At 69.7% G+C, this 26683-nt stretch carries 24 protein-coding genes and 1 tRNA gene; 14 read left to right on the top strand and 11 right to left on the bottom strand.

From position 1 onward, the window contains the following. Positions 1-175 precede the first annotated feature (175 nt). Complete coding sequence (locus tag ACGFR7_RS11085; RefSeq protein ID WP_393316187.1) at positions 176-892, bottom strand: DUF5324 family protein; 717 nt, start codon at positions 890-892, stop codon at positions 176-178. A 387-nt stretch (positions 893-1279) separates the two neighbouring features. Here ACGFR7_RS11085 and ACGFR7_RS11080 point away from each other — a divergent pair, with 387 nt between their 5' ends. Continuing rightward, positions 1280-1807, top strand: coding sequence for a peptidylprolyl isomerase (locus ACGFR7_RS11080; RefSeq protein WP_393316184.1), 528 nt, complete (start codon positions 1280-1282; stop codon positions 1805-1807). 144 nt (positions 1808-1951) lie between these two features. Next, positions 1952-2869, top strand: coding sequence for a rhomboid family intramembrane serine protease (locus tag ACGFR7_RS11075; RefSeq protein WP_393316181.1), 918 nt, complete (start codon positions 1952-1954; stop codon positions 2867-2869). A gap of 235 nt (positions 2870-3104) precedes the next feature. Here the strand turns inward: ACGFR7_RS11075 and crgA are convergent, their stop codons facing one another. Beyond that, positions 3105-3362 (bottom strand): cell division protein CrgA, encoded by a 258-nt coding sequence (gene crgA / locus ACGFR7_RS11070; RefSeq protein ID WP_393316178.1) that lies wholly within the window; start codon positions 3360-3362, stop codon positions 3105-3107. Positions 3363-3544: 182 nt separating this feature from the next. Here crgA and ACGFR7_RS11065 point away from each other — a divergent pair, with 182 nt between their 5' ends. The 6 genes from ACGFR7_RS11065 (at position 3545) to ACGFR7_RS11040 (ending at position 8285) form a co-directional block, all read left to right on the top strand. Next, positions 3545-4315, top strand: coding sequence for a DUF881 domain-containing protein (locus ACGFR7_RS11065; RefSeq protein WP_393316175.1), 771 nt, complete (start codon positions 3545-3547; stop codon positions 4313-4315). Positions 4316-4353: 38 nt separating this feature from the next. Next, the gene (locus ACGFR7_RS11060) at positions 4354-5094 is read left to right on the top strand and encodes a class E sortase (protein WP_393316172.1); all 741 of its coding nucleotides are present in this window, start codon (positions 4354-4356) and stop codon (positions 5092-5094) included. 81 nt (positions 5095-5175) lie between these two features. Then, entirely contained in the window at positions 5176-5352 is a 177-nt protein-coding gene (locus ACGFR7_RS11055; protein WP_006604449.1) for a hypothetical protein, read from the top strand. Next, positions 5349-6005, top strand: a complete 657-nt coding sequence (locus ACGFR7_RS11050; protein WP_393316169.1) for an aminodeoxychorismate/anthranilate synthase component II — start codon at positions 5349-5351, stop codon at positions 6003-6005. Before ACGFR7_RS11055 ends, ACGFR7_RS11050 begins: the two co-directional genes overlap by 4 nt. Next, positions 6002-7519 (top strand): class E sortase, encoded by a 1518-nt coding sequence (locus ACGFR7_RS11045; RefSeq protein WP_393316167.1) that lies wholly within the window; start codon positions 6002-6004, stop codon positions 7517-7519. The genes ACGFR7_RS11050 and ACGFR7_RS11045 overlap by 4 nt, the downstream gene beginning before the upstream one ends. Positions 7520-7544: 25 nt before the next feature. Continuing rightward, positions 7545-8285: a class E sortase gene (locus tag ACGFR7_RS11040; protein ID WP_393316165.1), complete on the top strand. Its 741-nt coding sequence runs from the start codon at positions 7545-7547 to the stop codon at positions 8283-8285. A 180-nt stretch (positions 8286-8465) separates the two neighbouring features. On the opposite strand, the gene pknB is transcribed toward ACGFR7_RS11040, so the two are convergent. The 6 genes from pknB to ACGFR7_RS11010 form a co-directional block, all read right to left on the bottom strand. After that, entirely contained in the window at positions 8466-10463 is a 1998-nt protein-coding gene (gene pknB, locus ACGFR7_RS11035) for a Stk1 family PASTA domain-containing Ser/Thr kinase (RefSeq protein ID WP_393316162.1), read from the bottom strand. 146 nt (positions 10464-10609) lie between these two features. Then, on the bottom strand, positions 10610-12079 hold the full coding sequence (locus tag ACGFR7_RS11030) for a peptidoglycan D,D-transpeptidase FtsI family protein (protein WP_393316159.1): 1470 nt from the start codon (positions 12077-12079) through the stop codon (positions 10610-10612). Further along, a complete protein-coding gene (locus ACGFR7_RS11025) occupies positions 12076-13461 on the bottom strand; it encodes an FtsW/RodA/SpoVE family cell cycle protein (protein WP_393316156.1) in 1386 nt (461 codons plus the stop codon). The genes ACGFR7_RS11030 and ACGFR7_RS11025 overlap by 4 nt, the downstream gene beginning before the upstream one ends. Positions 13462-13484: 23 nt before the next feature. Further along, positions 13485-15062 carry a PP2C family protein-serine/threonine phosphatase gene (locus ACGFR7_RS11020; RefSeq protein WP_393316536.1) on the bottom strand — a complete coding sequence of 526 codons (1578 nt, stop codon included), beginning with the start codon at positions 15060-15062 and terminating at the stop codon, positions 13485-13487. A 132-nt stretch (positions 15063-15194) separates the two neighbouring features. Then, a complete protein-coding gene (locus tag ACGFR7_RS11015; RefSeq protein WP_393316153.1) occupies positions 15195-15722 on the bottom strand; it encodes an FHA domain-containing protein in 528 nt (175 codons plus the stop codon). A gap of 10 nt (positions 15723-15732) precedes the next feature. Beyond that, on the bottom strand, positions 15733-16551 hold the full coding sequence (locus ACGFR7_RS11010) for an FhaA domain-containing protein (RefSeq protein WP_393316150.1): 819 nt from the start codon (positions 16549-16551) through the stop codon (positions 15733-15735). 535 nt (positions 16552-17086) lie between these two features. On the opposite strand from ACGFR7_RS11010, the gene ACGFR7_RS11005 reads away from it, so the two are divergent. Continuing rightward, positions 17087-17170, top strand: a tRNA-Leu gene (locus ACGFR7_RS11005). Positions 17171-17974: 804 nt separating this feature from the next. On the opposite strand, the gene ACGFR7_RS11000 is transcribed toward ACGFR7_RS11005, so the two are convergent. Continuing rightward, on the bottom strand, positions 17975-18625 hold the full coding sequence (locus ACGFR7_RS11000; RefSeq protein WP_393316147.1) for an FMN-dependent NADH-azoreductase: 651 nt from the start codon (positions 18623-18625) through the stop codon (positions 17975-17977). Between the two features lie 126 nt (positions 18626-18751). On the opposite strand from ACGFR7_RS11000, the gene ACGFR7_RS10995 reads away from it, so the two are divergent. Further along, entirely contained in the window at positions 18752-19114 is a 363-nt protein-coding gene (locus ACGFR7_RS10995; protein ID WP_393316144.1) for a winged helix-turn-helix transcriptional regulator, read from the top strand. A gap of 212 nt (positions 19115-19326) precedes the next feature. Here ACGFR7_RS10995 and ACGFR7_RS10990 read toward each other — a convergent pair whose 3' ends face one another. Beyond that, complete coding sequence (locus ACGFR7_RS10990; protein ID WP_393316142.1) at positions 19327-19761, bottom strand: MarR family winged helix-turn-helix transcriptional regulator; 435 nt, start codon at positions 19759-19761, stop codon at positions 19327-19329. 119 nt (positions 19762-19880) lie between these two features. Between ACGFR7_RS10990 and ACGFR7_RS10985 the strand changes: the two genes are divergently transcribed. The 4 genes from ACGFR7_RS10985 to ACGFR7_RS10970 all read left to right on the top strand — a co-directional run bounded on the left by ACGFR7_RS10985 (position 19881) and on the right by ACGFR7_RS10970 (position 25324). Continuing rightward, a complete protein-coding gene (locus tag ACGFR7_RS10985; protein WP_393316139.1) occupies positions 19881-21317 on the top strand; it encodes an ABC transporter permease in 1437 nt (478 codons plus the stop codon). A gap of 407 nt (positions 21318-21724) precedes the next feature. Beyond that, positions 21725-23164 carry a DUF2252 domain-containing protein gene (locus tag ACGFR7_RS10980; RefSeq protein ID WP_393316136.1) on the top strand — a complete coding sequence of 480 codons (1440 nt, stop codon included), beginning with the start codon at positions 21725-21727 and terminating at the stop codon, positions 23162-23164. A gap of 764 nt (positions 23165-23928) precedes the next feature. Beyond that, the gene (locus ACGFR7_RS10975) at positions 23929-24969 is read left to right on the top strand and encodes a J domain-containing protein (RefSeq protein WP_393316133.1); all 1041 of its coding nucleotides are present in this window, start codon (positions 23929-23931) and stop codon (positions 24967-24969) included. A gap of 10 nt (positions 24970-24979) precedes the next feature. Beyond that, complete coding sequence (locus ACGFR7_RS10970; RefSeq protein ID WP_393316131.1) at positions 24980-25324, top strand: rhodanese-like domain-containing protein; 345 nt, start codon at positions 24980-24982, stop codon at positions 25322-25324. A gap of 197 nt (positions 25325-25521) precedes the next feature. On the opposite strand, the gene ACGFR7_RS10965 is transcribed toward ACGFR7_RS10970, so the two are convergent. Continuing rightward, entirely contained in the window at positions 25522-26655 is a 1134-nt protein-coding gene (locus tag ACGFR7_RS10965; RefSeq protein WP_393316128.1) for an acyl-CoA dehydrogenase family protein, read from the bottom strand. Positions 26656-26683: the final 28 nt, after the last annotated feature.

The following is a 26683-nucleotide window of genomic DNA, read 5'->3' as shown; positions in this document are numbered from 1 at the left end:
GGGCGGCCCCCCCCCCGGGGGGGGGGCCCCCCCCCCCCGCCCCGGGGCGGGCGGGGGGGGCCCCCCCGCCCCCGCCCCCCCCCCCCGGGGGGGGGCCCCCCCCCGGGGGGGGGGCCCCACGGCCCGGTTGAGGTGCCCGTGGCCGGTGGTCGTGACCGGTGCCCGTGGCCGGTGGTCAGGCCGTGTTGCCGCCGCCGTGCCGCTCGTCGGCCTCGTCCTGCTTGGCCTGGATCTCCGGGTCGAGCGAGGCGCCCTCGCTGCCGTCGACCGAGCTCAGCCGTTCGCGGTCGCTGACCTCGGTGGGGGCCGGCGGCTCGACCAGCCAGTCCGGGTTGGCCTGCTTGTCCCACCACTTCCAGGCGGCGACCGCGCCGCCGGCCAGGATGCCCAGCACGGCAAGGCGCTTGGCGAGCTTGCCGCACTTGGCCCGCCGGCTGTGCTTCTTCTGGAGCTTGGCGATCTCGGCGGCGGTCACCTGGCCGCGGAGGGCGGCCAGCGCGGCGGTGCCACGGGCGAGGGCTTCGTCGCGTACCGGTTCTGCCGCGGCACGCGCGTGGGTCACGGCGTTCTCCAGCCGCGGCGCGGTGTAATCGGCCGCCTGGCGGGCCGCCTTGCGGGTACGGCAGGCCGCCCGGGTCGCCGCCGCGTCCACCTTGGGCGGCAGGGTGCCACGGGCGTGCTCGATACGGGGGTGCAGATGGGCGTCGTACTGCGTACGTGCCTGGTGGGCGGCCTCGGCCACTTTGGGAGCCGCTCGCGTCCGCGCCTCGTGAGCGAAGTGCACGGCGGCGTCCTTGGCCGTACCGGCATAAGGAGCTACCACCTCCGCGGCGTGCCGCACGCTGTCCTTGGCCGTACCGGTCGCGGCGCGCACGCTGTCCTTGCGGGTCACGGGATCCTCCTCCTCGGTGGCGTATCCGGGGCTTGGGGGCTGGTCCCCCGTGTCTGCTGTATCGCCTGTCCACCCGTTTGAAGATCATGCCCGCTCATGCGTCGTACGGCATGTGCGAGCGGGCATCCGGGTCATTGCAGACCTTCCGGAGCCTTGTGGACGACAATGCCACGAATTTCCCCTCCGGGCGCAGGAAATCCGTACGAAGAGCGTCAGCGGCGACGGCCAAAGGGCCCGCACGACGTGGCGCGAGGGCCGTGGAAGGGCCGTGGCCGGGCGGTGCCGCACCGCGGCGCGCAGCGCGGTGAGCGGCCGCGGTCCAGCCCTGGGAGGGCCGGTCCATGGGAGGATCGGGAACCGTCAGCGAAGACTTATGGAAGGTAGATCGTGGCTGAGCAGCTCTACGCCACCCTGAAGACCAACCAGGGCGACATCGAGATTCGGCTCCTGCCGAACCATGCCCCCAAAACGGTCAAGAACTTCGTCGAACTCGCCAAGGGCGAGCGGGAGTGGACCCACCCGGCGACCGGCAAGAAGTCCACGGACCCGCTGTACGACGGCACCGTCTTCCACCGGGTGATCAGCGGTTTCATGATCCAGGGCGGCGACCCGCTGGGCAACGGCACCGGTGGCCCCGGTTACGAGTTCGGGGACGAGTTCCACCCCGACCTGGCCTTCAACAAGCCGTACCTGCTGGCCATGGCGAACGCCGGTCCGGCCACCAACGGCTCGCAGTTCTTCATCACCGTCGGCGCGACGGCGTGGCTGACCGGCAAGCACACCATCTTCGGTGAGGTCAGCAACGAGGCGAGCAAGAAGGTCGTCGACGCCATCGCCGGCACCCAGACCAACCCGAGCACCGACCGTCCCCTCAAGGACGTCGTCATCGAGTCGGTGGCCGTCGAGACCCGCTGAGCCGCGTCGTGCGCCCCGGCCGGGTCCGGGGAACCATTGCGCCCCGCCCGGTCGTACTTCAGGCGGGGCGCGAGGCTCGTCCGGGACGGGGCCGGGCGGGGGGACGCGTGGACGCGCCCGGACGGAGAAGAGGACGAGGGACGGATGACCCAGGTGCCAGGCAGCCCGCACACGCCGCAGGACGCTCAGGGTGACGACGGCCTGCCCGGCTGCTCTCGCCACCCGGACCGCCCGACCGGCGTCCGCTGCACCCGCTGTGAGCAGCCGATATGCCCGGAGTGCATGGTCAGCGCCTCGGTCGGCTTCCAGTGCCCGACGTGTGTCCGCGCCGGCAGCGGCACCGGCCACCCGCCGGGCGCGACGGCTCCGCGCACCCTCGCGGGCAGCACCGTCGCGGCCGATCCGCGGCTGATCACCAAGATCCTGCTGGGCCTGAACGCCGCGGTCTTCCTCGCCGTCTACGCGACCGGCGGCGAAGCCAGCCCGCTGCTCAGCCGTCTCGACCTGGTGGGGCTCGCCGCCGACCCGAGCCAGTTCCAGCTGGTCGGGGTCGCGGAGGGCCAGTGGTACCGCCTGCTGACCGCGATGTTCCTGCACCAGCAGATCGCCCACATCGCGTTCAACATGCTCTCGCTGTGGTGGCTGGGGCCCCCGCTGGAGGCGGCGCTCGGCCGGCTGCGGTTCACCGCGCTCTATCTGCTCGCCGGCCTGGGCGGCAGCGCCCTGTCGTACCTCCTCGCCGCGCAGAACCAGCCCTCGCTGGGTGCGTCCGGCGCGATCTTCGGGCTGCTCGGTGCGACCGCGGTGCTGCTGCGGCGGCTGAATTACGACATGAAGCCGGTGCTGATCCTGCTCGGCCTCAACCTGGTCTTCACGTTCCTGTGGCCGAACATCTCCTGGCAGGCCCATGTCGGCGGCCTGGTGGTGGGCGCCGCGGTGGCGTTCGGGATGGTGCATGCGCCGCGGGACCGCCGGACCCTGGTGCACACCGCGACCTGTGTGGCCGCTCTGCTCGCGATCGTCGCGGTGGTGTGGGTACGGACCCTTCAGCTGCTGGGCTGACGAGCCCGTCCCGGCACGTTGTCCACAGTGCGTGGCCGATCTTGTGCATGCTGTGCGAAACCCTTGTTCGGGCCCGCCTGACCTGCGTTTCCCCAGTAAGGATGCGGGGAGACGCAGACCGGGAGAGGGTGCCGCCGATCACACCGGCGTCAACCTCCGGAAGGTTATCCACAGATCTTCTGAAGTTTTCCCCGGCTGTGGATAACCGTGTGGATGGCCTTGGGCAGGGCTTGTGCTACTTCCACTGAGTGGATACGCCGAAGCCCACCGCGATGAAGCCGAAGCCGCACACGATGTTCCAGTTGCCCATCGCGGCGATCGGCAGATCGCCCTCGGACACGTAGAACATCACGATCCACACCAGCCCGATGACGAACATCGCCAGCATCAGTGGCGCCACCCAACCGCGCCCTGAGTTCATCTTCAGGTTGGTGGTCTTCGCCGGCGGCGGCGTGAAGTCGTCCTTCTTCTTGCGGATCCGTGACTTCGGCACGAGGAACTCTCCTGTCGATGCGCTGCTCCCCCGCTCTCTGCCGGGCTCCAGCGGGCGGTGCCCCGTCCGCGGGGGAGGGTACGAGGGGTGCGCCGGGGCACGGACGCGGTGGGGAGCGGATTCCTTTTCCCGGGCGTCCGTTAGCGTAGTGCTTCCGCGGCGCCGTAAGGAGTAAGGGTACGTTGAGCAATTCCGCTGACTCCCCCCACCGCCCCCCTCGCCCCCGCCTGCGGCCCGTGCGGTTTCTCACCCTCATCGTGTTCGCACTCGCCGGGCTGCTGTTCTGGCTGAGCTTCGACACCGCCCGCGGCACGAATCTGCGCTCGGACGACTCGATGCTGCGGCTGTCCGACCTCATCCAGGAGCGCAGCCACAAGAACGGCGCCCAGGACGACCGCAACGCCACTCTGCGCGCGGAGGTCGACGCCCTCGCGCGGCGCGACAACGGCAACTCCAAGGCCGAGGAAGCCAAGGTCAAGGCGCTGGAGAAGAACGCCGGCACCAAGCCGCTGAAGGGCCAGGGCGTGACGGTCACTCTGACCGACGCCCCGCCGAACGCCACCGCCAAGATCCCCGGGGTGCCCCAGCCGCAGCCCAACGACCTGGTCATCCACCAGCAGGACCTGCAGGCCGTGGTGAATGCCCTGTGGCAGGGCGGCGCCAAGGGCATCAAGGTGATGGACCAGCGGCTGATCTCCACCAGTGCGGTGCGCTGCGTCGGCAACACCCTGATCCTCCAGGGCCGGGTCTACTCCCCGCCGTACAAGGTCACCGCCGTCGGCAACCGCGAAGCCCTCACCAACGCGCTGACCGCCTCCCCCGCCATCCAGAACTACCTCCAGTACGTGAACGCCTACGGCCTGGGCTGGAAAGTCGACCAGCACGAGGCGGTGACTCTTCCCGGCTACTCCGGCACAGTGGATCTGCACTACGCACAGCCTGTGAAGTCGTAGCCCGCACGCCGCGGGGCGGCGGGAGGGGCGGGGGCCGGATGACGCTGCGGGGCCGGACGGCGGTGCGGTGGATCGTGTGGACGCTCAGCGAAATCTGCGTCACCGTCGGCGCGCTGATCGTGCTGTTCGTGGTCTACGTTCTCTTCTGGACCGGCGTACGGGCCGACAGCGCCATGGAAGGCGAGATCGGCAAGCTCCGGCACCAGTGGTCCACGGACCCGGTCACCGGCCCCGGCGGCACACCGGCTCCCGGCGGGAAGTCTGCCCCCGGCCGCACGCGCGCCCCCGACGCGCGGCCCCGCCGCTACGCACCGGGCGCTTCCTTCGCCGTGATGTACATCCCGCGCCTGGGCGCCGACTGGGCCAAGCCCGTGCTCGAAGGCACCGAGACCGACGTCCTCAAGCGTGGCCTGGGTCATTACGACCGCACCGCGCGCCTCGGGGAGACCGGCAACTTCTCCGTCGCCGGCCACCGCCGCACGTACGGCGACCCTTTCAAGGACTTCCCACGGCTGCGCCCCGGCGATGCCGTGGTGCTGACCGACGGCGCGACCTGGTACACCTACCGCATCGACCGCCCTCCCTATACGACGCTGCCCGGCGACACCGGCGTGATAGACCCCGTACCGCCGAAGTCCGGATTCCACGGCCCCGGCCGCTATCTCACGCTCACGACCTGCGAGCCGGAATGGGGCCACAGCCACCGGCTGATCGCCTGGGGACACCTGGATTCCACCCAACCCGTGGCACAGGGAAGGCCATCGGCTTTGACCGGCTGACCCACCTGTGCCCGCCCTCGCCCCTTACTCTGGTGTCGCAATCGTCATCGTCATCGGCATCGGCAAGGGGACAGCGACAGCATGTACGGCTGGATCTGGCGGCATCTGCCGGGCAACACCTGGGTGAAGGCACTGATTTCCCTGGTGCTCGCGCTGGCGGTCGTCTTCGTACTCTTCCAGTACGTCTTTCCGTGGGCGGAGCCGCTGCTCCCCTTCAATGACGTCACTGTCGACCAAGGGATGGCAGCCGTCCGATGACCGCACGGATTCTCGTCGTCGACAACTACGACAGCTTCGTCTTCAACCTCGTCCAGTACCTCTACCAGCTGGGTGCCGAATGCGAGGTGCTGCGCAACGACGAGGTCGAGCCGCGGCATGCGCGGGACGGCTTCGACGGCGTGCTGCTGTCGCCCGGCCCCGGTACCCCCGAGCAGGCCGGCGTCTGCGTCGACATGGTCCGGCACTGCGCGGACACCGGCGTCCCGGTCTTCGGGGTGTGCCTGGGCATGCAGTCGATGGCGGTCGCCTACGGCGGCGTGGTGGACCGGGCGCCCGAGCTGCTGCACGGCAAGACCTCGCCCGTCCTCCACGAGGGCGCCGGGGTCTTCGCCGGCCTGCCCTCCCCGTTCACCGCCACCCGCTACCACTCCCTGGCCGTCGAACCGGACACCGTTCCCGACGAACTGGTCGTCACCTCCTGGACGGAGGCCGAGGACGTTCCCGGCGGGCGGATCGTGATGGGTCTGCGGCACCGCGAACTACCGGTCGAGGGCGTGCAGTTCCACCCCGAGTCGGTGCTGACGGAGTGGGGGCACCGGATGCTGGCCAACTGGCTCGTCGAATGCGGCGACGAGGGGGCGGTGGAGCGCTCCACGGGGCTGGCCCCGGTGGTCGGCAAGGCCGGCGCGTGACCGACCCGCGCCCCGGGCGTGAAGGGAGGTCCTACGAGCCGGACGGTTCGCAGCGGTCGTACGGACCGCGGCAGTCGTACGGACCGCAGGAACCGCAGGGATCACAGGATCCGTACGGGTATCCCGATGCGTTCGAGGCGGCGGTGGAGCAGCTGGACGACCCGCTGAACGATCCGCTGCCGGGCCAGGCGGCACCACCGGCACCCGCGCCCGCTCCGTACGGGCAGCCGGGCCGGGGGCGGCGACGGGGCAAGGCGGCTCAGGAGGGCGAGAGCCAGGGTTCACCGTGGTTCCGCCCGCATCTGGAGCCGGAAAGGCCGTCCCGGCCGGGCGGGCAGTCGTACGGCGCCGGGACGGCCCCCTCCGGCCAGGGGTCCGGTCGTGGCCCCGGCCACGCTCCGCGCCCCGCGGCGACCGACTCGATATCCCGGCCGTATGCCACGCCGGAGACACCGGTACCGCCTGCCCCCGCACCGGCCGCGCGCCCCGCGCCGACCGTCGGTTCCACGCCTGCCGCGCGCCCCGCACCGACCGTGCCGGCCGCCGCCACACCATGGCAGGGCGACAACGAGACCATGGCGCTGCGTCAGGCGGAGAAGCCCGACGATGAGGCCGTTTCACGTGAAACGGACACCTCGGTTTCACGTGAAACCGAGACCTCGGCATCCGGCGGCCGAGCGGCCCGGCGGAAGGCCGCTCAGGAGGCCGCCAAGCGGGGAGGCCGGCGCGGGCGCCACAGCGGCGCGGCCGCCGCCACGGCAGCCGCCGCGACCGCCTCTGAAGCGGCGTCCGCCCCCATGTCCCGGCTGGAGGCCCGGCAGGCCGCGCGCGCGGCCAAGGACAGCCCCAGCCTGATCGCCAGCCGCGCGCTGGGCGAAGTGTTCATCACCCTCGGCGTGCTGATGCTGCTGTTCGTCACCTATCAGCTCTGGTGGACGAATGTGATGGCCGAGCAGGAGGCGGGCGGCGCCGCCAGCAACCTGCAGCACGAGTGGGACAAGGGCGGCGGCGAGAAGAAGAATCTCGCGGACGGTGAGCGCTTCGGGATCATGTACATCCCGAAGCTGGATGTGAAGGCCCCGATAGCCGAGGGCATCGACAAGCACCGTGTGCTGGACCACGGCATGATCGGTCACTACGACAAGAACAGCGGGATCAAGACGGCGATGCCCTGGGACAAGAAGGGCAACTTCGCGGTGGCGGCGCATCGCAACACGCACGGCGAGCCGTTCCGCTACGTCAACAGGCTCACCAAGGGCGACAAGATCGTCGTCGAGACGAAGAGCTCGTACTACACCTACGAGATGGAGAGCATCCTCCCGCAGACGTCTCCGAGCAACACCAGCGTGATCGGCCCCGTGCCGCCAGGGTCGGGATTCACCGGACCCGGCCGCTACATCACCCTGACGACCTGTACCCCGGAGTTCACCAGTACCTATCGGATGATCGTCTGGGGCAAGATGGTCGACGAGCGGCCGCGGAGCAAGGGCAAACCGGATGCGCTCGCCGGCTGAGCGAACATAAGAGGGGTGCTGCGCGGTGACTGCAACCGGAACCGACGAGAAATGCGACCGGTCCGCGCCACCACCCGAGCCGCGCCGGGTGCGCAGGGTCATCGCCGCCGTGATCAGCGTCATCGGTGAGCTGCTGATCACGGCCGGGGTCATCCTGGGCCTGTTCGTCGCCTACTCGCTGTGGTGGACCAATGTCCTCGCCGACCGCGCCGCGCACCAGCAGGGCGACCAGGTCCGCAAGCACTGGGCGAGCAACGGCCCCAAGGGCCCGGGCAAGCTGGACACCAAGGACGGCATCGGCTTTCTGCACGTACCGGCGATGGACAACGGCGAGGTCCTGGTCAAAAAGGGCACCGACTCCGAGATCCTGAATGAGGGCGTGGCCGGTTACTACACCAAGCCGGTCAAGTCGGAGCTGCCGGAGGACAAGAAGGGCAACTTCACCCTCGCCGCGCACCGTGACGGCCACGGCGCGAAGTTCCACAACATCGACAAGCTCAAGGACGGCGACCCGATCGGCTTCGAGACGAAGGACACCTGGTACGTCTACAAGGTGTTCGCGACGCTGCCCGAGACCTCGAAGTACAACGTGGACGTCCTCGACGACATCCCGAAGGAGTCCGGCAAGCACAAGGCGGGCCGCTTCATCACCCTGACGACCTGCACCCCGGTCTACACCTCGAACTACCGCTTCATCGTCTGGGGCGAGCTGGAGCGCACCGAGAAGGTCGACGCGGACCGCACACCCCCGAAGGAACTCCGCTAGCCGGTCCTGCCCGGTCCTGCCCGGTCCTGCCCGGACCTGACAGGCCCCCAGGCGCCCGAGGACCTGCGCGGCCCCCAGGGGCGCTCCCTCGCGGCACCCGGTGTGCGGTGCGGACGACGAAGAAGCCCCGGCACCCTTCCCAGGGTGCCGGGGCTCCGTGCTTACTCGTCGCAGGGACCGCTAGTGGTTGCCGCCGAATGCTCCGCCGAAGATCCCGCCACCGCCGTTATCGCCGCCGTTGCCGCCACCACCGATGGTGGTCAGCGTCACGGTGGTGGTCTTGGGATCGGACGGGGTGTTGGGCTTCGGGTCCTGGTCGATGACACGGGCGGTGTCGTCCTGCGGGCTGCTGCCGGTGAGCTGGAGGTTGGTGAAGCCGGCCTGCTGGAGCAGCTTCTTCGCCTCCTTCAGGGGCTGGCCGATCACACCCGGAACCGGTGTCTGAGCGCCCGCCTTGCCGACTGTGAGGGTCACGGTGGAGTTCACCTTGGCCTCGGTGTTTCCCGCCGGGCTCTGGTCGAGCACCTTGCCGACCTGGTTGGGGTCGGCGACTTCCCGCTCGCTCTTGGAGACCTCGAAGCCCAGGTCCTTCAGCTGCTTCTGGGCCGCGGCGAAGTCCTGGCCCTTGACGTCAGGGACCTGCTTCTTCGGGCTCTCCGTGGCGATGGACAGCGTGATCTTGGTGTCCTTGGTCCGCTGCGAGTTCGGCTTCGGATCCTGCTCCGCGACGGTGCCGGGGTCCCGGTCGGAGATCAGGGGCTTGCTGTTGACGTTGGTGAAGCCCTTTTCCTCGAGCTCCGAGCGCGCCTGGGCCTCGGTCAGACCCGTGACGCTGGGCACCGAGATCTTCTCCTGGCCCGTGCACAGCGTGACGTTGATGGTGTCGTTCTTGTCGATGTCCTTGCCAGGCTTCGGATCCTGCTCGGTGACCTGGCCCTTCTTGACGTTGTCGCAGGCCTTGCGGCCCTCCTCGGCGACCTTGAAGCTGCCGTTCCTGCCGAACGACTTGGCTTCCTTGAGGGTCTTGCCGACGAGGTTGGGCACCGGCGTGGTGCCGCCGCCGTTGTTGTGGCCGGTGAACATCGCCTTGCCGATGAAGATCGCACCGACCAGGACGAGGACGGCCGCCAGCACCAGCAGGATCGTCGAGGTGTTGCTCTTCTTCTGGCCGCCACCACGGCGCCGGTCGCCGCGGTCGTCGTAGCCGTAGCCCCCGTCGTCCGGGCTCATCGGCGGCAGCATGGAGGTCTGGCCGGCCGGGTCCTGCGGCCGCAGCATGGTGGTCGGCTGGTCCTGGTCGTAGCCGCCCGCGCCCATGCCGGAGCTCGCCGCCACCGGCTGTCCGTCCAGCGCCGCCTCGATGTCGGCGCGCATCTCGTCGGCTGACTGGTAGCGGTAGTCGGGGTCCTTGACCAGCGCCTTCAGGACGATGGCGTCCATCTCCGGCGTGATCTCGGGGTCGAAGTTGCTGGGCTTCTGGGGCTCCTCGCGGACATGCTGATAGGCCACCGCGACCGGTGAGTCACCGACGAACGGCGGCCGGACGGTCAGCAGCTCGTAGAGCAGACAGCCGGTGGAGTACAGGTCGGAGCGGGCGTCGACCTGCTCGCCCTTGGCCTGCTCGGGAGAGAGGTACTGCGCGGTGCCGATGACCGCCGCGGTCTGCGTCATCGTCATACCGGCATCGCCCATGGCCCGGGCGATGCCGAAGTCCATGACCTTGACCTGGCCGGTGCGCGTCAGCATGACGTTGGCCGGCTTGATGTCGCGGTGGACGATGCCGGCCCGGTGGGAGTACTCCAGCGCCTGGAGGACGCCGGTGGTCATCTCCAGCGACCGCTCGGGCAGCAGCTTTCTTCCGGAGTGCAGAAGCTCACGCAGCGTGGAGCCGTCGACGTACTCCATGACGATGTACGGGATCGAGACACCGTCGACGTAGTCCTCGCCGGTGTCGTAGACCGCGACGATCGACGGATGGTTCAGCGAGGCGGCCGACTGGGCCTCACGGCGGAACCGGGCCTGGAAGGACGGGTCACGGGCGAGGTCCACCCGCAGCGTCTTCACAGCTACGGTGCGGCCCAGGCGGGTGTCATGCGCGAGGTACACCTCGGCCATGCCACCGCGGCCGAGCACCGAGCCCAGCTCGTACCGGCCGCCGAGGCGACGCGGCTCTTCCATAAGCTTCTCCAGCCCTCTCCGTCAGTCCCGACCGCACCGGTGTGTGGTCCGGCGGTGTGCTGTCCGGGCATACCGTACCCGGCACGCCGTACCGGACCGGGCCGGAGCCGCAACCTGATACGTGACCGGTACGGGCATGACCCGGGTCACTTCTCGCCTTCGAGTACCGCCTGCATGACGCGCTTCGCGACAGGGGCTGCAAGCTTTCCGCCGGCGATGTCGTCGCGAAGAGTGTCGGATCCCTCAATGACGACCGCGACCGCGACGGGGGTGCCCTTGTCGGTTTTCGCGTAGGAGATGAACCAGGCGTACGGGTTGTCCTTGTTGTTCTCGCCGTGCTGGGCGGTACCGGTCTTTCCGCCGACTGTGACGCCGGGGATCTGGGCGCTGGTTCCCGTGCCCTTCTGGACCACGGTCTCCATGATGCTCTGCACCTTCTGGGCGTTCTCCGCGCTGAGCGGCTGGTTCATCTCCTGCGGCGTGTGCTTCTGGACCACATTGAGGTTCGGCGCGACCAGCTGGTCGACCATGTACGGCTTCATCAGCTTGCCGCCGTTGGCGACCGCCGAGGCGACCATGGCCATCTGCAGCGGCGTGGCACGGTTGGAGGCCTGGCCGATGCCCGCCATGGCGTTCTGCGGCCGGTTGTCCGTGGGGTAGATGCTCTCCGAGGCGCGGACCGGAGTGTTGATCCCCGGGTCGTTGAAGCCGAACTTCTCCGCCTCGGCCTTCATCTTCTTGTTGCCGAGGTCCGCGCTGATCTTGCCGAAGACCGTGTTGCAGGACCAGCGCAGCGCCTCACGCAGGGAAGCGTCCTTGCACGGGATGTTGCCCTCGTTGTTCAGCGGGAGGCCCGAGGTGTCGGGAAGCGTGTAGGGCAGCGGCGAGTCGGTGTGGGCGTCGACGTCGTGGTAGAGCCCGTTCTGCAGTGCCGCCGAGGCCGTGACGACCTTGAAGGTGGAGCCGGGCGGGTAGGTCTGGCGCAGCGCCCGGTTGAGCATCGGCTCGTCGGCGTCGTTCTTCTTCTGCAGCGCGTTGTACGCCTCGGCGTCCTTGTTGCTCATCCCCGCGAAGGTCGAGGGGTCGTACGACGGGGTGCTGGCCAGGGCCAGGATCGCGCCGGTCTCCGGGTTGATCGCGGCGACCGCGCCCTTCTGCTTGCCGAGGCCGTCGTAGGCGGCCTTCTGGGCCTTGGCGTCGAGGGTGGTCACCACGTTGCCGCCCTTCTGCTTGCCGCCGGTGAACATGTCGACCGTGCGGCTGAAGAAGAGCCTGTCGTCGGTGCCGCTGAGGATGCCGTCGTTCAGCTTCTCGAGCTGGTTGGCGTCGAAGGCCTGTGAGGCGTAGCCGGTGACCGGCGCCCACATCTTGCCGTTCTTGTACGTGCGCTTGTACTTGAAGTCGCCGCTGTCGGTGGTCGTGGAGCCGGTGATGGCCTTGCCGTCGACGATGATGTTGCCGCGCGGTGTGCTGTAGCGCTCGATGGCGACCCGGCGGTTGTGCGGGTCGTTCTTGAGCGCGTCACCCTGGACGAACTGCACCCAGTTGACGCGGACGAGCAGAGCGAGGACGAGCAGGCCGCAGAAGATCGCGACCCGGCGCAGGGGCTTGTTCACGGGCGGACCACCTGGGTCATCTCGGCGTCGGTGGACGGGGCGGGAGCCGGCGCCGGACGGCGCGCGGTGTCGCTGATCCGGAGCAGGATCGCGACCAGTGCCCAGTTGGCGATCACGGACGAGCCACCCTGGGCGAGGAACGGCATCGTCATACCCGTCAGGGGGATGAGGCCCGTCACACCACCGGCGACGACGAAGACCTGCAGCGCGAAGGCGCCGGACAGGCCGATCGACAGCAGCTTGCCGAACGGGTCGCGGGCGGCCAGCGCCGTGCGGATACCGCGCTCGATCAGCAGGCCGTACAGCAGCAGGATGGCCATCAGCCCGGCGAGCCCGACCTCCTCGCCGACCGTGGCGAGAATGTAGTCACTCTTCGGCGCGATACCCAGGATGAGGCGGGAGTAGCCCTGTCCCAGACCGGAGCCGAGGATGCCGCCGGAGCCGAAGGAATACATCGCCTGGGCGGTTTCGGTGACACCGCCGTTGGCCAGCTCCAGCGGGTTGAGCCAGTTGTGGACACGCGTCTGGACGTGCGACTCGAACGTCGCCACCGCGACCGCGCCGCCGGCGCTGAGCAGCAGACCGAACACGATCCAGCTGGTGCGCTCGGTGGCCACGTACAGCATCACGACGAACAGGCCGAAGAACAGCAGCGAGGTACCCAGGTCGGTCTCGAAGACCAGGATCATCAGGCTGAGCGCCCAGATGACGAGGATGGGGCCGAGGTCACGGCCGCGGGGGAGGTAGAGCCCCATGAAGCGGCGGCTGGCCAGCGCCAGCGCATCCCGCTTCACCATCAGGTAGCCGGCGAAGAAGATCGCGATGATGATCTTCGCGAACTCGCCGGGCTGCAGCGAGCCGAGACCCGGAATCGTGATCCAGATCTTCGCGCCGTTCACGCCCGGGAAGAACACCGGCGCGACGAGCAGGACCAGTGCCACCACCATCGAGATATAGGTGTAGCGCTGCAGGACCCGGTGGTCCTTGAGGAAGATCAGGATGGCGAGGAAGAAGGCGACACCGAGGGTCGACCACATCAGCTGGTTGGGCGCCATCGCCTTGCCCAGGGAGGGCTCCTGGTCCAGCCGCCAGATGAAGATCAGTCCCAGCCCGTTGAGCAGGGTGCCGATGGGCAGCATCAGCGGGTCCGCGTACGGCGCCCACTTGCGGACGACGAGATGCGCGACGCCCGCCAGCAGGCCCAGGCCGAGGCTGTAGCCCAGCACGCCGGCGGGGACCGAACCGTCCTTCGCCAGACCGACGTTGATGTACGCGAACACCGGAATCAGCACCGCGAAGATGAGCATCGCCAGCTCGGTGTTGCGGCGGCTCGGGGCTCCGATGGTGCCGATGGTGGTGGTGTTGGTGGTGCTGCTGCTCATGAGATCTACGGCCCCCTAGGCCCTCACTGCTGGGTGCTGCAATTTTTTTCCAGCTGCTTCTGCTCCTCGGAGGGGGCGGCCTGGCTGGTGCTGGGTCCGGGTTTCGGAGTCACGGTCGCCGCCAGCGTGCCGACCGTGCCGGTGCCGCTGTCGTTGCCCGCCTTGCCGGTGGAACCGGGCTTGGCGCTCGGCGAACCGGACTGGGACGGGCTACCGGACTTCGGCGGCGTGCCGGCCTGGCCCTTCTTGGCCGGGTGCCGCGCCGCCTCGCGTTCGGCCGCCTCCCGCTGCTCCTTATTACGGCAGGCATTGGCCTGGTTGTTCAGTTCGGTGACTTTTTCGCCGGCCTGGGTGCGGCTGTCGACCGCGATCGTCTCCTTGACCTGGTTGCGCTGGTACAGCGGCAGGTACTTGAGTTCGATCTCGGGATGGTCCTCGTCCACGTCGTTGAGCTTTATCCACGCGAGGTCCTGGCTGATGCCCCGGTAGAGCGCGACGTGGTCGTCCTTGGCACCGACGAAGTACTGGGTCTGCGTCCAGTTGTAGCCCGCGTAGCACCCGCCGCCCACGATGGCCAGCGCCAGCGCGATGAACAGCGACCGCTTCAGCCACCGTCCGCGCCGGCGCGGCTTGACGAAGTCCTCGTCGATGAACGCGCCGAACGAGCCCTGCGGCGGTCCGCCGACCTCGTGCTCACCGCTGCCGGGCGGCCCGAAGGCACCGGGCGCGGCCGGCTGTCCGCCCGGCCGGCCGAGCTCGGCGGCCCGCGCCGCGGGGGTCTGCAGCGTGCTCGGGTCGCTGAGCTGGTGCTGGTTCTCCGCGACGGCGCCGACGATGACCGGGGTGTCGTTGAGCCGGCCGGCCATCGCCTCGTTGCCGTCCACGTCCAGGACGTCGGCGACGATGCAGGTGATGTTGTCGGGTCCGCCACCGCGCAGGGCGAGCTGAATCAGCTCCTGCACGGTTTCGTGCGGCCCGTGGTAGCTGGCGAGGGTCTCCTCCAGCGTCTGGTGGCTGACGACCCCGGACAGTCCGTCCGAGCAGATCAGATACCGGTCGCCGGCCCGCACCTCGCGGATCGACAGATCGGGCTCGACATGATCGCCGCTGCCCAGCGCCCGCATCAGCAGCGACCGCTGCGGATGGGTGGTGGCTTCCTCTTCGGTGATCCGGCCCTCGTCGACCAGCCGCTGCACCCAGGTGTGGTCCTGGGTGATCTGGGTCAGCACGCCGTCGCGCAGCAGATACGCCCGCGAGTCACCGACGTGGACGAGGCCGAGCCGCTGTCCGGTCCACAGCAGGGCGGTCAGGGTCGTGCCCATGCCCTCCAGCTGGGGGTCCTCCTCGACCATCACCCGCAGCTGGTCATTGGCGCGCGTGACGGCCGTGCCCAGCGAGGTGAGGAGGTCGGAGCCGGGGACGTCGTCGTCGAGCTGGACGAGCGTGGAGATCACCTCGGAGGAGGCGACCTCACCGGCGGCCTGGCCGCCCATGCCGTCGGCGATGGCGAGCAGCCGTGGCCCGGCATAGCCGGAGTCCTCGTTGCCCTCGCGGATCATGCCCTTGTGCGATCCGGCGGCGAAGCGCAGTGACAAGCTCATGTGCACCTCACCCGTCGGCTCGGGGTACAGCCGGTCTCGTCGAGCCACACTGCCCACCCTCCGGTCGGGAGCACGCCCGGGTCCGCCGAGTGGACCGTCGCGGCTCGCTCGCTCCGCTCGCTCATTGTCGTACTACTTCCGCAGCTCGATGACGGTCTTGCCGATGCGGATCGGGGCTCCCAGCGGAATCGGTGTCGGGGTCGTCAGTCGGGTCCGGTCCAGGTACGTGCCGTTGGTGGAACCGAGATCCTCGACGATCCACTGGCCGTCACGGTCCGGGTAGATCCTGGCATGCCTGCTGGACGCGTAGTCGTCGTCCAGCACGATGGTGGAGTCGTGCGCACGGCCCAGAGAGATGGTCTGGCCCTGGAGGGCGACGGTGGTGCCGGTCAGCGAGCCCTCGGAGACCACCAGCTTGGTGGGCGCTCCGCGGCGCTGACGGTTGTTGCCGCGGCCGCCTTCCTGGCGGCGCTGCTGCTGCTGCGGTGGCGCAGCCTGCCGCTGCGCACGCGCTTCCTGCCCGCCGCGCCGGGCGGCACCGCGCTGTGTGACGCGCGTGCCGAACAGATCGCTGCGGATGACCTGAACGGCCACGATGACGAACAGCCACAGTACGGCGAGGAAACCCAACCGCATGACCGTGAGGGTCAGCTCTGACATTGCCCCCGCTTCACCCTTCGGCTTGCCGGTAAACGATGGTGGTACTGCCCACGACAATCCGCGAGCCGTCGCGGAGATTAGCGTGAGTGGTGTGCTGCCCGTCTACCACGATGCCGTTCGTGGAGCCCAGATCCTGGATCGTGGGGGGCGTTCCGACCCGGATCTCACAATGACGCCGGGAGACACCCGGGTCGTCGATCCGTACGTCAGCGTCGGTGCTGCGGCCCAGCACGAGCGTCGGGCGCGAGATCTGGTGGCGGGTGCCGTTGATCTCGATCCAGCGCCTGGTCTGCGCGTGGGGCTGCGGTCCTGCACCGGGCGGTGCCGTACGAGGTACGGGCTGTGCGCCGCCGGGAGGCGGGGACGAAGGCATGGGGGGCGGGCTCACGTGGCCGCCGCCGCGGGGCGCCGCGGGGCGCTGTGCGGCCGCCGGGCCCGGCTGGTCCTGGGACGAGCTGGAGGCGAGCGTACGGCTGCGGACGCGGTACAGGCCGGTGTCGAGATCGTCGGCCTTCTCCAGATGGACCTTGATCGAGCCCATGAAGGTGTAGCGCTGCTGCTTGGCGTAGTCGCGGACCATGCTGGAGAGCTCGTCGCCGAGCTGCCCGCTGTAGGGGCTCAGCCGCTCGTAGTCCGGGGTGCTCAGCTCGACGATGAAGTCGTTGGGGACGACCGTGCGGTCGCGGTTCCAGATGGTGGCGTTGTTGTCGCACTCGCGCTGCAGCGCGCCGGCGATCTCAACGGGCTGCACCTCGGACTTGAACACCTTGGCGAAGGTGCCGTTGACGAGACCTTCGAGACGCTGCTCGAAACGCTTCAGTACTCCCACGGGGCACCTCCTTCCTCAGTCTTCGTCGGGGTCGTCCTGATCGAGTCGTCCTGATACTGCTTACTGATCGTATCCACGCGTAGGGAAATCGGCTGGTTCCCCTTTCCCGCCTTGAGGACGAGTGTCGCCCCTCACAGGGTTGCCCGGTGCTTGCTTGCTCCTTGCCCACTGCTCGTGCACTGCGATCGTAGATGTGCCCCGTGGACAGTGTCCCGCAACCGCCGGGCACTCTCGCCGGGCGGGTGCCGGAGTCGGACGTGACGCAGGCGCCGGCCTTGTCCGGCAGGCCCGGAGGCGGGCCGGGCGGCCCCGCTCTGTTGCGGCTACCGCGAGTGTGAACCCTCGGGGCGGTGGTCGGCGAATGTCCGAGGCACGGCGGGGTGCGCCTCCGGGTTGCCGCAGGGCGGGGACCGGCGAAAAGGCGCGTGAAGGCACCCCCGACAGCGTGCTAGTGTTCTGGATGTCGGAAGGCGCTCGCACAAGACCCGGACGGAACAGCCCGGATCATGTGAGAGCATCAAACGGCAGCACCCATGCGCGGGTGGCGGAATAGGCAGACGCGCTGGATTCAGGTTCCAGTGCCCGAAAGGGCGTGGGGGTTCAACTCCCCCCTCGCGCACAGATGAGACCCCCGGGTCTCCGGAGAAATCCGGAGACCCGGGGGTCTTTCGTTGTGTTCGTCACGTTGTCGTGTATGTCACGGGGGCGGGTGGGGCCGTGGGGTGGGTTCGCGGGGCGGGCTGGGGCCTGGCGGGTTGGGGCCTGGCGGGTTGGGGTGGCTTCGAGGCGGCCTGTTGGGGCGCTTGTCGGGGCGGCTTGGGCGGGCTTGGGCCGGCTTGAGGAGTGCGTCACATGTGTGGCTGGTGGGTCTGTTGGGGGTGACTTCCGTGGCACTTCGTGGCGCGGGTGTCACCTTTCGTGGTGAGTTGCCCCGGGCTGTGCCTTCGGGGCGTCGTCGGCGCCGGCCCTCTTCCTTTCGTCGGCGTCCGGTCCTCGGCCTCTCTTTTCCTCGTCCTCCTTTTCTCGGCCTCCGGTTCGTGACTTCCGGTTCGTGATTTCCGGTTCGTGATTTCCGGTTCGTGATTTCCGGTCCCTGGGGTGTCCGGTCCCTCGGCGTCCCCCCTGGGCTTCCGGCGCGGTCGTACGGGAAGTACGGGCCAACGAGCCGCGCAGGCCAACGAGCCGCGCAGGCCGGGGAGTCGGGGGCGGGGCCAGGGGCGGGGCGTACGCCGCGAGGCGGGCGCCGTGGTGGGGGCGCCCGCCTCGCGTGGGGCGGTGGGGGGACCGGTGGGGCCGTGCGGGGCCGCGTGAGGTTGCCGGGAGGCCGTGGGCTGCCGTGAGGTCGTATCGGCCGTGTGAGGCAGCCAAGGCCGGATGAGACAGCGTCAGCGGCTCTCCTCGGAAGGGGGGCTCTCGGGCGGTCTCAAGCGGCGAAGCGGGCGACGAGGGCCTTGGCCTTGGCCGCCGCGTCCTCGTGGGCCTTGTCGCGGGAGGTCTCGTACAGCGGGATGAGCTCGGCCATCGCCGGGTTGTTGGGGGCCATGGTCAGCTCGGGGACGATGAAGTCGACTTCGAGCCCCAGCCCGCCGCCGAGCACGGCCTCCAGGTAGTTCTGGACGTACTCGAAGGGCTCGCGGGGCGTGCCCGGCGCGTACGAGCCGCCGCGGCTGGCGACGACGGTGACCGGGGTGCCCTTGGCGGACGGCTGCTCGCCCGAGGTGCGGCCCATGAGGATCACCTGGTCCAGCCACGCCTTGAGAGTGGAAGGAATCGTGAAGTTGTACATCGGAGCGCCGATGACGATCGCGTCGGCCTGCTCCAGCTCCTCGGCCAGCTTCACGCGCAGCGCGAAGGCGGCCTGCTGCTCGGGGGTGTGGCCGGCCGGATCGGAGAAGCCGGCGGAGGCGCCGATGCCGTCGAGGTGCGGCAACGGGTCGGCGGCCAGGTCGCGGTGAATCACGGTGCCGTCGGGGTGCTGCTCCTCCCAGGCCTTGCGGAAGGCCGCGGTGACCGAGCGGGAGGCGGAGCCGCCCTCGGGGAAGAGCGAGGAGTCGATGAGCAGAAGCGTGGCCATGGGGATCGGTCCTTCGGTAGGCGGCCGGGCGGTGCGCGACCACTGGTTGAATTCCGTACGTCCCTATTAATAACACAGGAACTTACTTTTCTGCAGCAGCCAACGGGAAGGCGGTACCCTGGCTGTATGGCGGATCATGGCGAGGCGGTGTGCAGGCAGGTCGACGACGGTGTGACGCGCGTCTTCGAGCTGCTGGGGAAGCGCTGGACGGGGCTGATCGTCGCGACCTTGATGCCGGCGCCGGTGCACTTCGCCGATCTGAGGCGGGCCATCCCCGGTATCAGTGAGCGCATGCTCTCCGACCGCCTCGTGGAGCTGGCGGCGGCCGGCCTGCTCGTGCGCGAGGTGGATCCGGGCCCGCCGCTGCGCGTCTCCTACCGGCTGACGGAGGCCGGTCTCGCGATGGAACCCGCCCTCAAGGAGCTGGGGCGCTGGGCGGAGACCTATCTCGCGGATGGCGGGCAGTGTCCGGAGCGGTTCCGGAAGTGAGCGGCCCGCGGTTCCGGAAGTGAGCGGCCCGCGCTTGCGGGAGTGAGCAGCCCTCGTTTCCGGATGTGAGTAGCCCCCGGTGCCGGATGTGAGCGGCCCGCGGTTCCGTGGGTGAGCGGCCCCGGAAGTGAGCGGCCCCGGAAGTGAGCGGCCCCGGAAGTGAGCGGCCCCGGGAGCGGGCAGCTTCAAGGGGCCGAGTTCCAGGGGCGGTTCTACCCCAGTCGTTCCTGGGCGGCGTTGTAGCGCAGCAGGTAGGCGGCGAAGCGGTCGAGGTCGTCCTCGTCCCAGTCGGCCAGCCGCCCCTGGAACGCCTTGCGGCGGCTGGCGGTGACGTTGGCGAGAACCTGGGCGCCCTTCTCGGTGGGATGCAGCACCTGGACCCGGTGGTCCTCCGGGTCGACGCGGCGCTCGACGAAGTCGAGCTTCTCCAGTGCGGCGATCTGCCGGCTGACCGTGGACTTGTCCAGGAGGTAGTGCGCGGCGAGGTCCGTGGCGCGGCATCCGTGCTGGTCATCGAGGTGTGCCAGCAGGGTGTAGGAGACCAGCGAGAGCTCGGGATGCATCCGGGCGGCGGTCGCGCGGGCCCGGCGGGCGAACGCGGTCATCTCCTGCTGGATGGTCTCGACGGAGTCGTCGCGGTGGGTCACGAGTTGCCTTTCGCAGAGGTAGTTGTATAGTACAACGCATATTGAGAGTTGTATTTGCCAACTACTGTCTTCGGTCAGTAGCGGCGACAGCTGATCCGACGAGCTGAGAAGGGCTACGCATGAGTACGGTCCGGCGTCCCGACCATCGAAGCGAGCAGCACGGCAGCCACCGTTCCGCGCGCTCCTCCCACTCCGCCGGGCTGCGTCATGTGCTGACGCACCTGATCACCCCGCTGCTGATGTGCATCGGAATGGGGCTGGCCTACCTGGGTGCCTTCGCGAACCCCGCACCGCATCACCTGCCCGTCGCGGTCGTCGGGTCGGGCCGGAGCGCACAGCTGCTCGCCCAGTCGATCAACGACAAGGCGGACGGTGACCTGGAGGTGCGGACCGTCGCTGACCGGTCTGCGGCGGTCGACCGGCTCAAGCACCAGGAGATTTTCGGTGCGTATGTGATCCATGCGCAGGGTGCGGCGAAGTCTTCGTCGGAAGCTGCGACGACGTCTTCGGCCAAGGGCGCGGAGAAGACTTCGGCCAAGGGCGCGGAGAAGGGTTCGGCGAAGGGGACGAAGGAAGGGGCAGGTGCCGGCGGGACGGCGGCTGCTTCGGCGCAGGCGGCGCCCGAGCTGTTGGTGGCGACTGCCGGATCCGACACCAGCGCTTCCGTCGTACAGAAGATCTTCACCCCGATCGCGGCGCAGCAAGGCGCTCCGTTGAAGGTCACGGACGTGGCGCCGACGGCCGAGGACGACCCGACCGGACAGGGCATCTTCTTCCTGCTGGTCGCGATCAGCATCGGCTCGTACGCCTCGGTCGCGGTGATCGGTGGTGCCGGGGCCGTGCTGCCGCTCCGGTTGCGGGCGGCGCTGGCGATCGGGACGTCCTTCGTCGTCAGCCTCATCGGGGCGGCGTTCGCCGGTCCGGTCTTCCATCTCGTCGACCACGGTCTCAGGGGGCTGTGGGGCATGGCCTGGCTCTACTCCGCCGGCATTCTGCTGATCGGCACCGGCCTGCACACCTTCCTCAAGCGCTGGACCACGCTCGGCGTGATGGCTCTCTTCGTCATGCTCAACTTCACGTCCTCCGGCGGGATCTTCCGTCCGGAGATGCAGAACGGATTCTTCGCGGCTCTGCACTCCTTCTGGAACGGCGCGGGCTTCGTGGAGGGCACCCGCAGCCACGTCTACTTCGACAATTACGGCCTGCCGGGACACGTCTGGACGCTGGTGGGGTGGCTGGTCGCCGGCCTGCTGATCATCGGGGTGGCGGCGCTGGCCGAGAAGCGGCGGCGTACCGCGGAGACGGAGGCAGCGGCCAATGCCGCGGCGGTGGCGGCCGCCGCAGTGGCGGCAACTGTGCCGGAGCGGGAGCCGGAGCCGTCGCGGAAGCGGGGAAGTCGGACGGCGCGGTCGGCAGGGGGCGCAGAGTCGGAAGTGGGCGCCGGGGCTGCGGATGTGACTGCCGCTGCGGCTGTGGCCGCGGCCGCGGAGGCGAACGTGGATGTGGAGATGGAGATGGAGATGGAGATGGAGATGGAGGAGGCCGTGGGGGTTTAGCGGTTGATTCGGGGCGGTGTGGTGCGGGGCTGGGGGCGAAGAAGAAGGAGAAGGACGAGGCGGTGGACACCGCTCGAAGCACCCCAAGTGCGCGGAGCACTTGGGGTGCTTGGCGCGCTTGGGGTGCTTGGCGCCCGGATGTCCCGAGTTCTGAGGCTCCGTCGTGCCAAGAGTTCGACGTTCCGAGAGTTCGACATCCTCAGCTTCGATGTTCGGAGAGTCCGCGGATTCCGCAGGGTCGGGTTCCGTGGTTCGGGGATCCGGAGAGTTATCCACAGGCTCTGCAGGTTGTGACGGGATCTCGGTAACGTCGTTGCTCGTCGGCAGGCCGGGTTCGCTCGGCGGGCTGATGGACGCAGTGGACGAGGACACAAGAACGCAGGTCGTGAAGGGGGAGGTGGCCCGCTATGCCGCGTGTGCCGTATGTACCGGGGTTTGCGAAGGTGGACGAGCGGGGGGCGTCGCCCAAGGCCGCCGGGCGTGCCCTGCGGAAGCGCGTTCCGCGTGCCGAGCAGGCCGCGCTGTCGCTCACGGCCGGGCGGCCGGATGCGGTTGCGGCGGTTGAGCAGTCCAACGCCGGCCGACTCACTGAACTGACACCGATACGGGTCGGCCGGATGGCCGCGAGCCCCTTCGCCTTCCTCCGCGGCTCTGCGGGCCTGATGGCGTACGACCTGACGGGGAGCCCCGTGACGGGCATCGGCGCGCAGATCTGCGGTGATGCCCACGCCGCCAACTTCGGACTCTACGGCGACGCCCGCGGCCAGCTCGTCATCGATCTCAACGACTTCGACGAGACCTTGTACGGGCCGTGGGAGTGGGATGTGAAGCGGCTTGCGACGTCGATGGTGCTGGCCGGCCGGGAGGCGGGCGCCGGCGAGGACGACTGCCGCAAGGCGGCGCAGGACGCGGCGGGCGCGTACCGGCGCACGATGCGGTTGCTGGCGAAGCTGCCGGTGACCGAGGCGTGGAACGCCATCGCCGACGAGGCGCTGGTCTCGCACGCTGACGCAAGGGATCTTGTGGGGACGCTGGAGCGGGTAGCGGACAAGGCGCGCAAGAACACCAGCGCGCGGTTCGCGGCAAAGGCGACGGAGGAGACGCCGGACGGTGGCCGCCGGTTCGTGGACGCTCAGCCGGTGTTGCGACGGGTGCCGGATGCGGAAGCGGCCGCCGTGGCCGCGTCTCTCACCGGCTATCTGGAGACGCTTCCTGAGGATCTGCTGCCCCTGATGGCTCGGCACGCGGTACACGACGTGGCCTTCCGAGTGGTCGGCACGGGCAGCGTGGGGCTGCGGTCGTATGTGGTGCTGCTGTTGGACCACCGGGGCGAGCCGCTTGTCCTGCAGGTGAAGGAGGCCCGCGCCTCGGTGCTGGTGCCGTTCGTGGCGAAGGTCGGCTTCCCGGTACCGCAAGTGGTGCACGAGGGACGCCGGGTGGTGCTCGGGCAACGCAGGATGCAGGTGGTCAGCGACATTCTGCTGGGCTGGACGACGGTGGAGGGTGCGGCGTCGCAGGGCGGTGGCGCGACCGAGGGGCACGGCCGGCGGGGAGGAATGGCCTTCCAGGTCCGCCAGTTCCGAAACCGCAAGGGCAGCGTGGACCCGGCGCAGCTGTCCGGCGATCAGATGGATGACTACGCCCGTATGACCGGCGCTCTCTTGGCCCGAGCCCATGCCCACAGCGCCGACCCACGCCTTCTGGCCGGCTACTGCGGCAAGAACGAGGAACTGGACGAGGCGATCGCGAACTTCGCGGTCATGTACGCGGACCGCACGGAAGCAGACCATGCGGAGCTGGCCACAGCGGTGAAGAACGGTCGGATTGCGGCGGAGACGGGGGTGTGAGGGAGGAGGCGCTCGGGCTCCCGGCCGTTGAGGGGCCGGCGCGGGGGCGCTTGGGCACTGCCGGGTTCGGGAGCTGGAGCAGTGGAGCAGGAAGGAGCTCTGCCCGGGGCAGGGGCTGTGAGGGGCTGCGAGGCGGCGGCCCGCCGGACCAGCCGGGACAGGTGTGCGGGTGTGGGCTCTCGTGGAACGGGCCGGTCGGCTTGCGTTCCGGCCGTCGCGGCGTTGCCAGGTCGGGCCTGCGGACCGTTGATCCGTTGCTACGAGGGCCGGTGTGGCCCCGGCTGCCGGGCCCGGCCCGGGGATGTCTGCGCCTCCTGGTCGGCGATGAGCAGGCAGCTGATGCTGATCCGGTGGGGCGGGACGCCGGGGGATCCGTTGGCTGGTGAGGGGGTTCGCTGGGGGCTGCCGGAGCTTCCAGGCCTGCCAAGGCTCCCGGGCCTGTCGGGGCTCCTCGGCTTGCTAGGGCTCCTGGGGCTCCTGGGGCTCCTGGGGCGCGCGGGGGGCGGCTCGGGCCTGCTCGGGCTATTGGAGTAGCGAGGGCAGCTGAGACAGCTGGGGCCTGTCGGGGCTGCCGCGGCAGCTGGGGCCTGCCCAGGGCTGTCGAGCGCTGCTGGGGTGCCGACGGAGGGGCCTGCTGAGAAGCCGGTCGGCTTGAGGGGTTGGGGGCGGGTGAGGGGTGGGTGGGATGGGGGGGAGGGCCCCCGGTAGGAAGCGAGGGAATGGCCGTGGAGGGCCGGGCCCGGCGTGGGCCGTACGCTGACCGGGTGACGAACTCGCACGCGGAGAACACGCAGGACGGTCAGCACCGACCGGACGTACCGGGTACCCCGGACGCCACGGCCGCGCCGCAGGCACCGGACGCCCGCGGCGGCGGTCAGAGAGTCCAGGTCGGGCAGGACGACGGCTCGGGAGACCGGACCGGGGCCCCCGAGGCGGTGGACGCCGGCCAAGGGGCTCAGGACGATTCGCCTACCGCTCAGGCCGGGGCGGGTGCCGAGCCGGACGGTGCGCCCGATGAGCAGGCGGCCCAGGACGAGGCAACCCGGCGGTTGGCGAAGGCGGTCCTGGCCGCGGAGCAGGCGCTGATCGAGTTCGAGATCGCGGTGGAGACCTTCCGGGTGGAAGTGGAGAACTTCTCCCGCCTGCACCACCAGCGGCTCGGCCCCATGTACGCGCGGCTGGACGAGCTCGATGCGCAGATCGCCGAGGCTGTGGCGGCGCGTACGGGGGCTCCCGAGGACGTCCGTAAGGCGCAGGAGGCGCGTGCGTCGGTACTGCCGATGCCGGAGGTCGAGGAGCTGTTCCACGGCTGGATGGGCTCGGACGGGCTGTTCTCCGAGGCGCAGGCGATGCTCACCGAGCAGTCGGTGCAGCCGCCGCAGAAGGTGCGGCCCAGCGAGGAGGCCCGCAAGGTCTACCGCGACCTGGTGCGCAAGGCCCATCCGGACCTGGCGCGGGACGATGCCGAGCGGGCACGGCGCGACGAGTTCATCGCGCGCGTCAACGCAGCGTACGGGCAGGGTAACGAGGCCCTGCTGCGGGAGCTGGCACAGGAATGGGAGGCCGGTCCCGCGCCGGCCGAGGAACGGCTCAGCGAGAGTGAGGAGCTGTACGCCCGGCTGGAGTGGCTGGCCGAGCGCAAGGAGCTGCTGGCTGCCGCGGCCTCCGAGCTGGAGGAGAGCGCGATCGGGGCGATGATCAAGATGGCGCCGGAGGACCCTGACGCACTCCTGGACGAGATCGCCGAGAAGCTGCTGGCCGATGTTGCGGAACGCGAGACGTACCTCGCGCAGCTGGTCGGGTAGCGTCGGCACCATGCAATTTGGTTCTGTGCCCACGGTCGATGTCGACGCTCTCACGCCGGAGGACTTCCTCCTGGACGTGCGGGAGAACGACGAGTGGCAGGCGGGGCACGCCGAGGGCGCGCTGCACATCCCGATGAGCGAATTCGTTGCTCGCTACGGAGAGCTGACCGAAGCAGCTCCCGCGGACGGCAAGGTGTATGTGCTGTGCCGGGTCGGCGGGCGTTCGGCGCAGGTGACGCAGTATCTGGTCCAGCAGGGCGTCGACGCGGTGAATGTCGCGGGCGGCATGCAGGCCTGGGAGGCCGCCGGCCGCCCCGTGTCGGATGGCAAGGGCGGGCCCGGGGCGGTTATCTAGCCGGGAGCCGGGAGCCGGGAGCCGGGAGCCGGGAGCCGGGAGCCGGGAGCCGCAGTCCGGCGGCCGGGTTGGGCTGCTCGGTGTCGGAGGCTCTGACGGGCGGCCGTCCGCGGCCGGGCGTACGTGGCCGCCGAGCCGGACCGGAAACTCAGTGCTGCGCCACCGACACTCGCTGTGTGTTCCGCCCTTCTCCCGCCTCAGCTCAGCGGATGCGCTGCGAGCAGGTCGCCGAGCGCCTCCTCGTGGGCGGCGGCGGGGCCGAGGGAGAGCTCCAGCTGTTTGGCCCAGGCGTGGTAGCGGTGCAGCGAGTAGTCGGTGTCGGCGCCGAAGCCGCCATGAAGGTGCTGGGCGGTCTGGACGACGCGGCGTACGCCCTCGGAGGCCCAGATCTTGGCGACCGCGACATCCCCGGCGGGCGGGAGCGGGCCGGCCGCATCGGTGGTGATGCGCCAGGCGGCCTGCCAGAGGGTGGCCTCCATGGCGCGCAGGTCGATGTAACGGTCGGCGGCCTGGACCGCGACGGCCTGGAAGGTGGCCACCGGGAATCCGAACTGCTCGCGCTTGCTCGTGTAGTCGCCGGTCATGGCGAGGACGCACTCGCCCAGGCCCAGGGAGAGTGCACAGGTACCGGTGGTCAGAACGTTGCGCAGCAACTCCCAGGCGTTCGGGTCAGTGATCGTTTCCTGGTGGCTGAGGCGTACGGAATCCAGCCGGACCTCGGCAAGACGCTCTCCGGTGGTGGATATCTGGTCGTCGAGTGTGACGCCCGGCTGGGTGCGGGGGACGAGGGCGAGTACGGCGTGGCCTTCGGATGTGTGGGCGGGGAGCAGGATCCGGTCCGCGGTTTGGGCCCAGGGAACGGCTGTCTGGATCCCGTCGAAGACCCAGTCGGCACCCTCCTGGCGGGCGCCGACGGCGAGTTCGGCCGGTTCGTGCCCGGTGCGCCCGCTGCCGGCGACGGTCACGACGAGCTCCCCGGCAGCGATCCGGGGCAGCACTTGCGCACACAACTCGTCGGCCGCGTAACGCTGGAGGGTGAGCGCGGCGGCGCCGGCCTCCAGCAGCGGCACCCGCGCCAGCACCTTGGCCGACTCGCGCAGTACGAGGCAGAGCGCGATCGGGTCGAGGCCCGCGCCGCCGTGCTCGGGCGCGATCGGCAGGCTCAGCAGGTCGGCGTCGGCGAGCTTGCGCCACAGAGCGCGGTCGAAGTCGTCGGCGACCGCACCGGGGGTGAGCGCCGGGCTGGGCACGCCGTCCGGAGCCACCCCCGCGAAGACGGCCCTGGCCGCTTCGACGGCGGCCTGCTGCTCCTCGGTGAAGGTGAAGTCCATTGCACTGTCCTCCCACGCGGCGCCTCGA

Origin of the sequence: Streptomyces sp. NPDC048516, from assembly GCF_043199875.1 — a bacterium.
Classification (GTDB): domain Bacteria; phylum Actinomycetota; class Actinomycetes; order Streptomycetales; family Streptomycetaceae; genus Streptomyces.
Note: the sequence above shows the minus strand (reverse complement) of the source record. Positions and strands in the feature narration are given on the sequence as shown.

What these genes read in the sequence shown, in the direction of transcription:
- ACGFR7_RS11075 (WP_393316181.1), top strand. Translation starts at nt 1,952, where the DNA reads ATGACCCAGGTGCCAGGCAGCCCGCACACGCCGCAGGACGCTCAGGGT.
- ACGFR7_RS11060 (WP_393316172.1), top strand. Translation starts at nt 4,354, where the DNA reads ATGACGCTGCGGGGCCGGACGGCGGTGCGGTGGATCGTGTGGACGCTC.
- ACGFR7_RS11055 (WP_006604449.1), top strand. Translation starts at nt 5,176, where the DNA reads ATGTACGGCTGGATCTGGCGGCATCTGCCGGGCAACACCTGGGTGAAG.
- ACGFR7_RS11050 (WP_393316169.1), top strand. Translation starts at nt 5,349, where the DNA reads ATGACCGCACGGATTCTCGTCGTCGACAACTACGACAGCTTCGTCTTC.
- pknB (WP_393316162.1), bottom strand. Translation starts at nt 10,463, where the DNA reads ATGGAAGAGCCGCGTCGCCTCGGCGGCCGGTACGAGCTGGGCTCGGTG.
- ACGFR7_RS11025 (WP_393316156.1), bottom strand. Translation starts at nt 13,461, where the DNA reads ATGAGCAGCAGCACCACCAACACCACCACCATCGGCACCATCGGAGCC.
- ACGFR7_RS11020 (WP_393316536.1), bottom strand. Translation starts at nt 15,062, where the DNA reads ATGAGCTTGTCACTGCGCTTCGCCGCCGGATCGCACAAGGGCATGATC.
- ACGFR7_RS11015 (WP_393316153.1), bottom strand. Translation starts at nt 15,722, where the DNA reads ATGTCAGAGCTGACCCTCACGGTCATGCGGTTGGGTTTCCTCGCCGTA.
- ACGFR7_RS11000 (WP_393316147.1), bottom strand. Translation starts at nt 18,625, where the DNA reads ATGGCCACGCTTCTGCTCATCGACTCCTCGCTCTTCCCCGAGGGCGGC.
- ACGFR7_RS10995 (WP_393316144.1), top strand. Translation starts at nt 18,752, where the DNA reads ATGGCGGATCATGGCGAGGCGGTGTGCAGGCAGGTCGACGACGGTGTG.
- ACGFR7_RS10985 (WP_393316139.1), top strand. Translation starts at nt 19,881, where the DNA reads ATGAGTACGGTCCGGCGTCCCGACCATCGAAGCGAGCAGCACGGCAGC.
- ACGFR7_RS10980 (WP_393316136.1), top strand. Translation starts at nt 21,725, where the DNA reads ATGCCGCGTGTGCCGTATGTACCGGGGTTTGCGAAGGTGGACGAGCGG.
- ACGFR7_RS10970 (WP_393316131.1), top strand. Translation starts at nt 24,980, where the DNA reads ATGCAATTTGGTTCTGTGCCCACGGTCGATGTCGACGCTCTCACGCCG.
- ACGFR7_RS10965 (WP_393316128.1), bottom strand. Translation starts at nt 26,655, where the DNA reads ATGGACTTCACCTTCACCGAGGAGCAGCAGGCCGCCGTCGAAGCGGCC.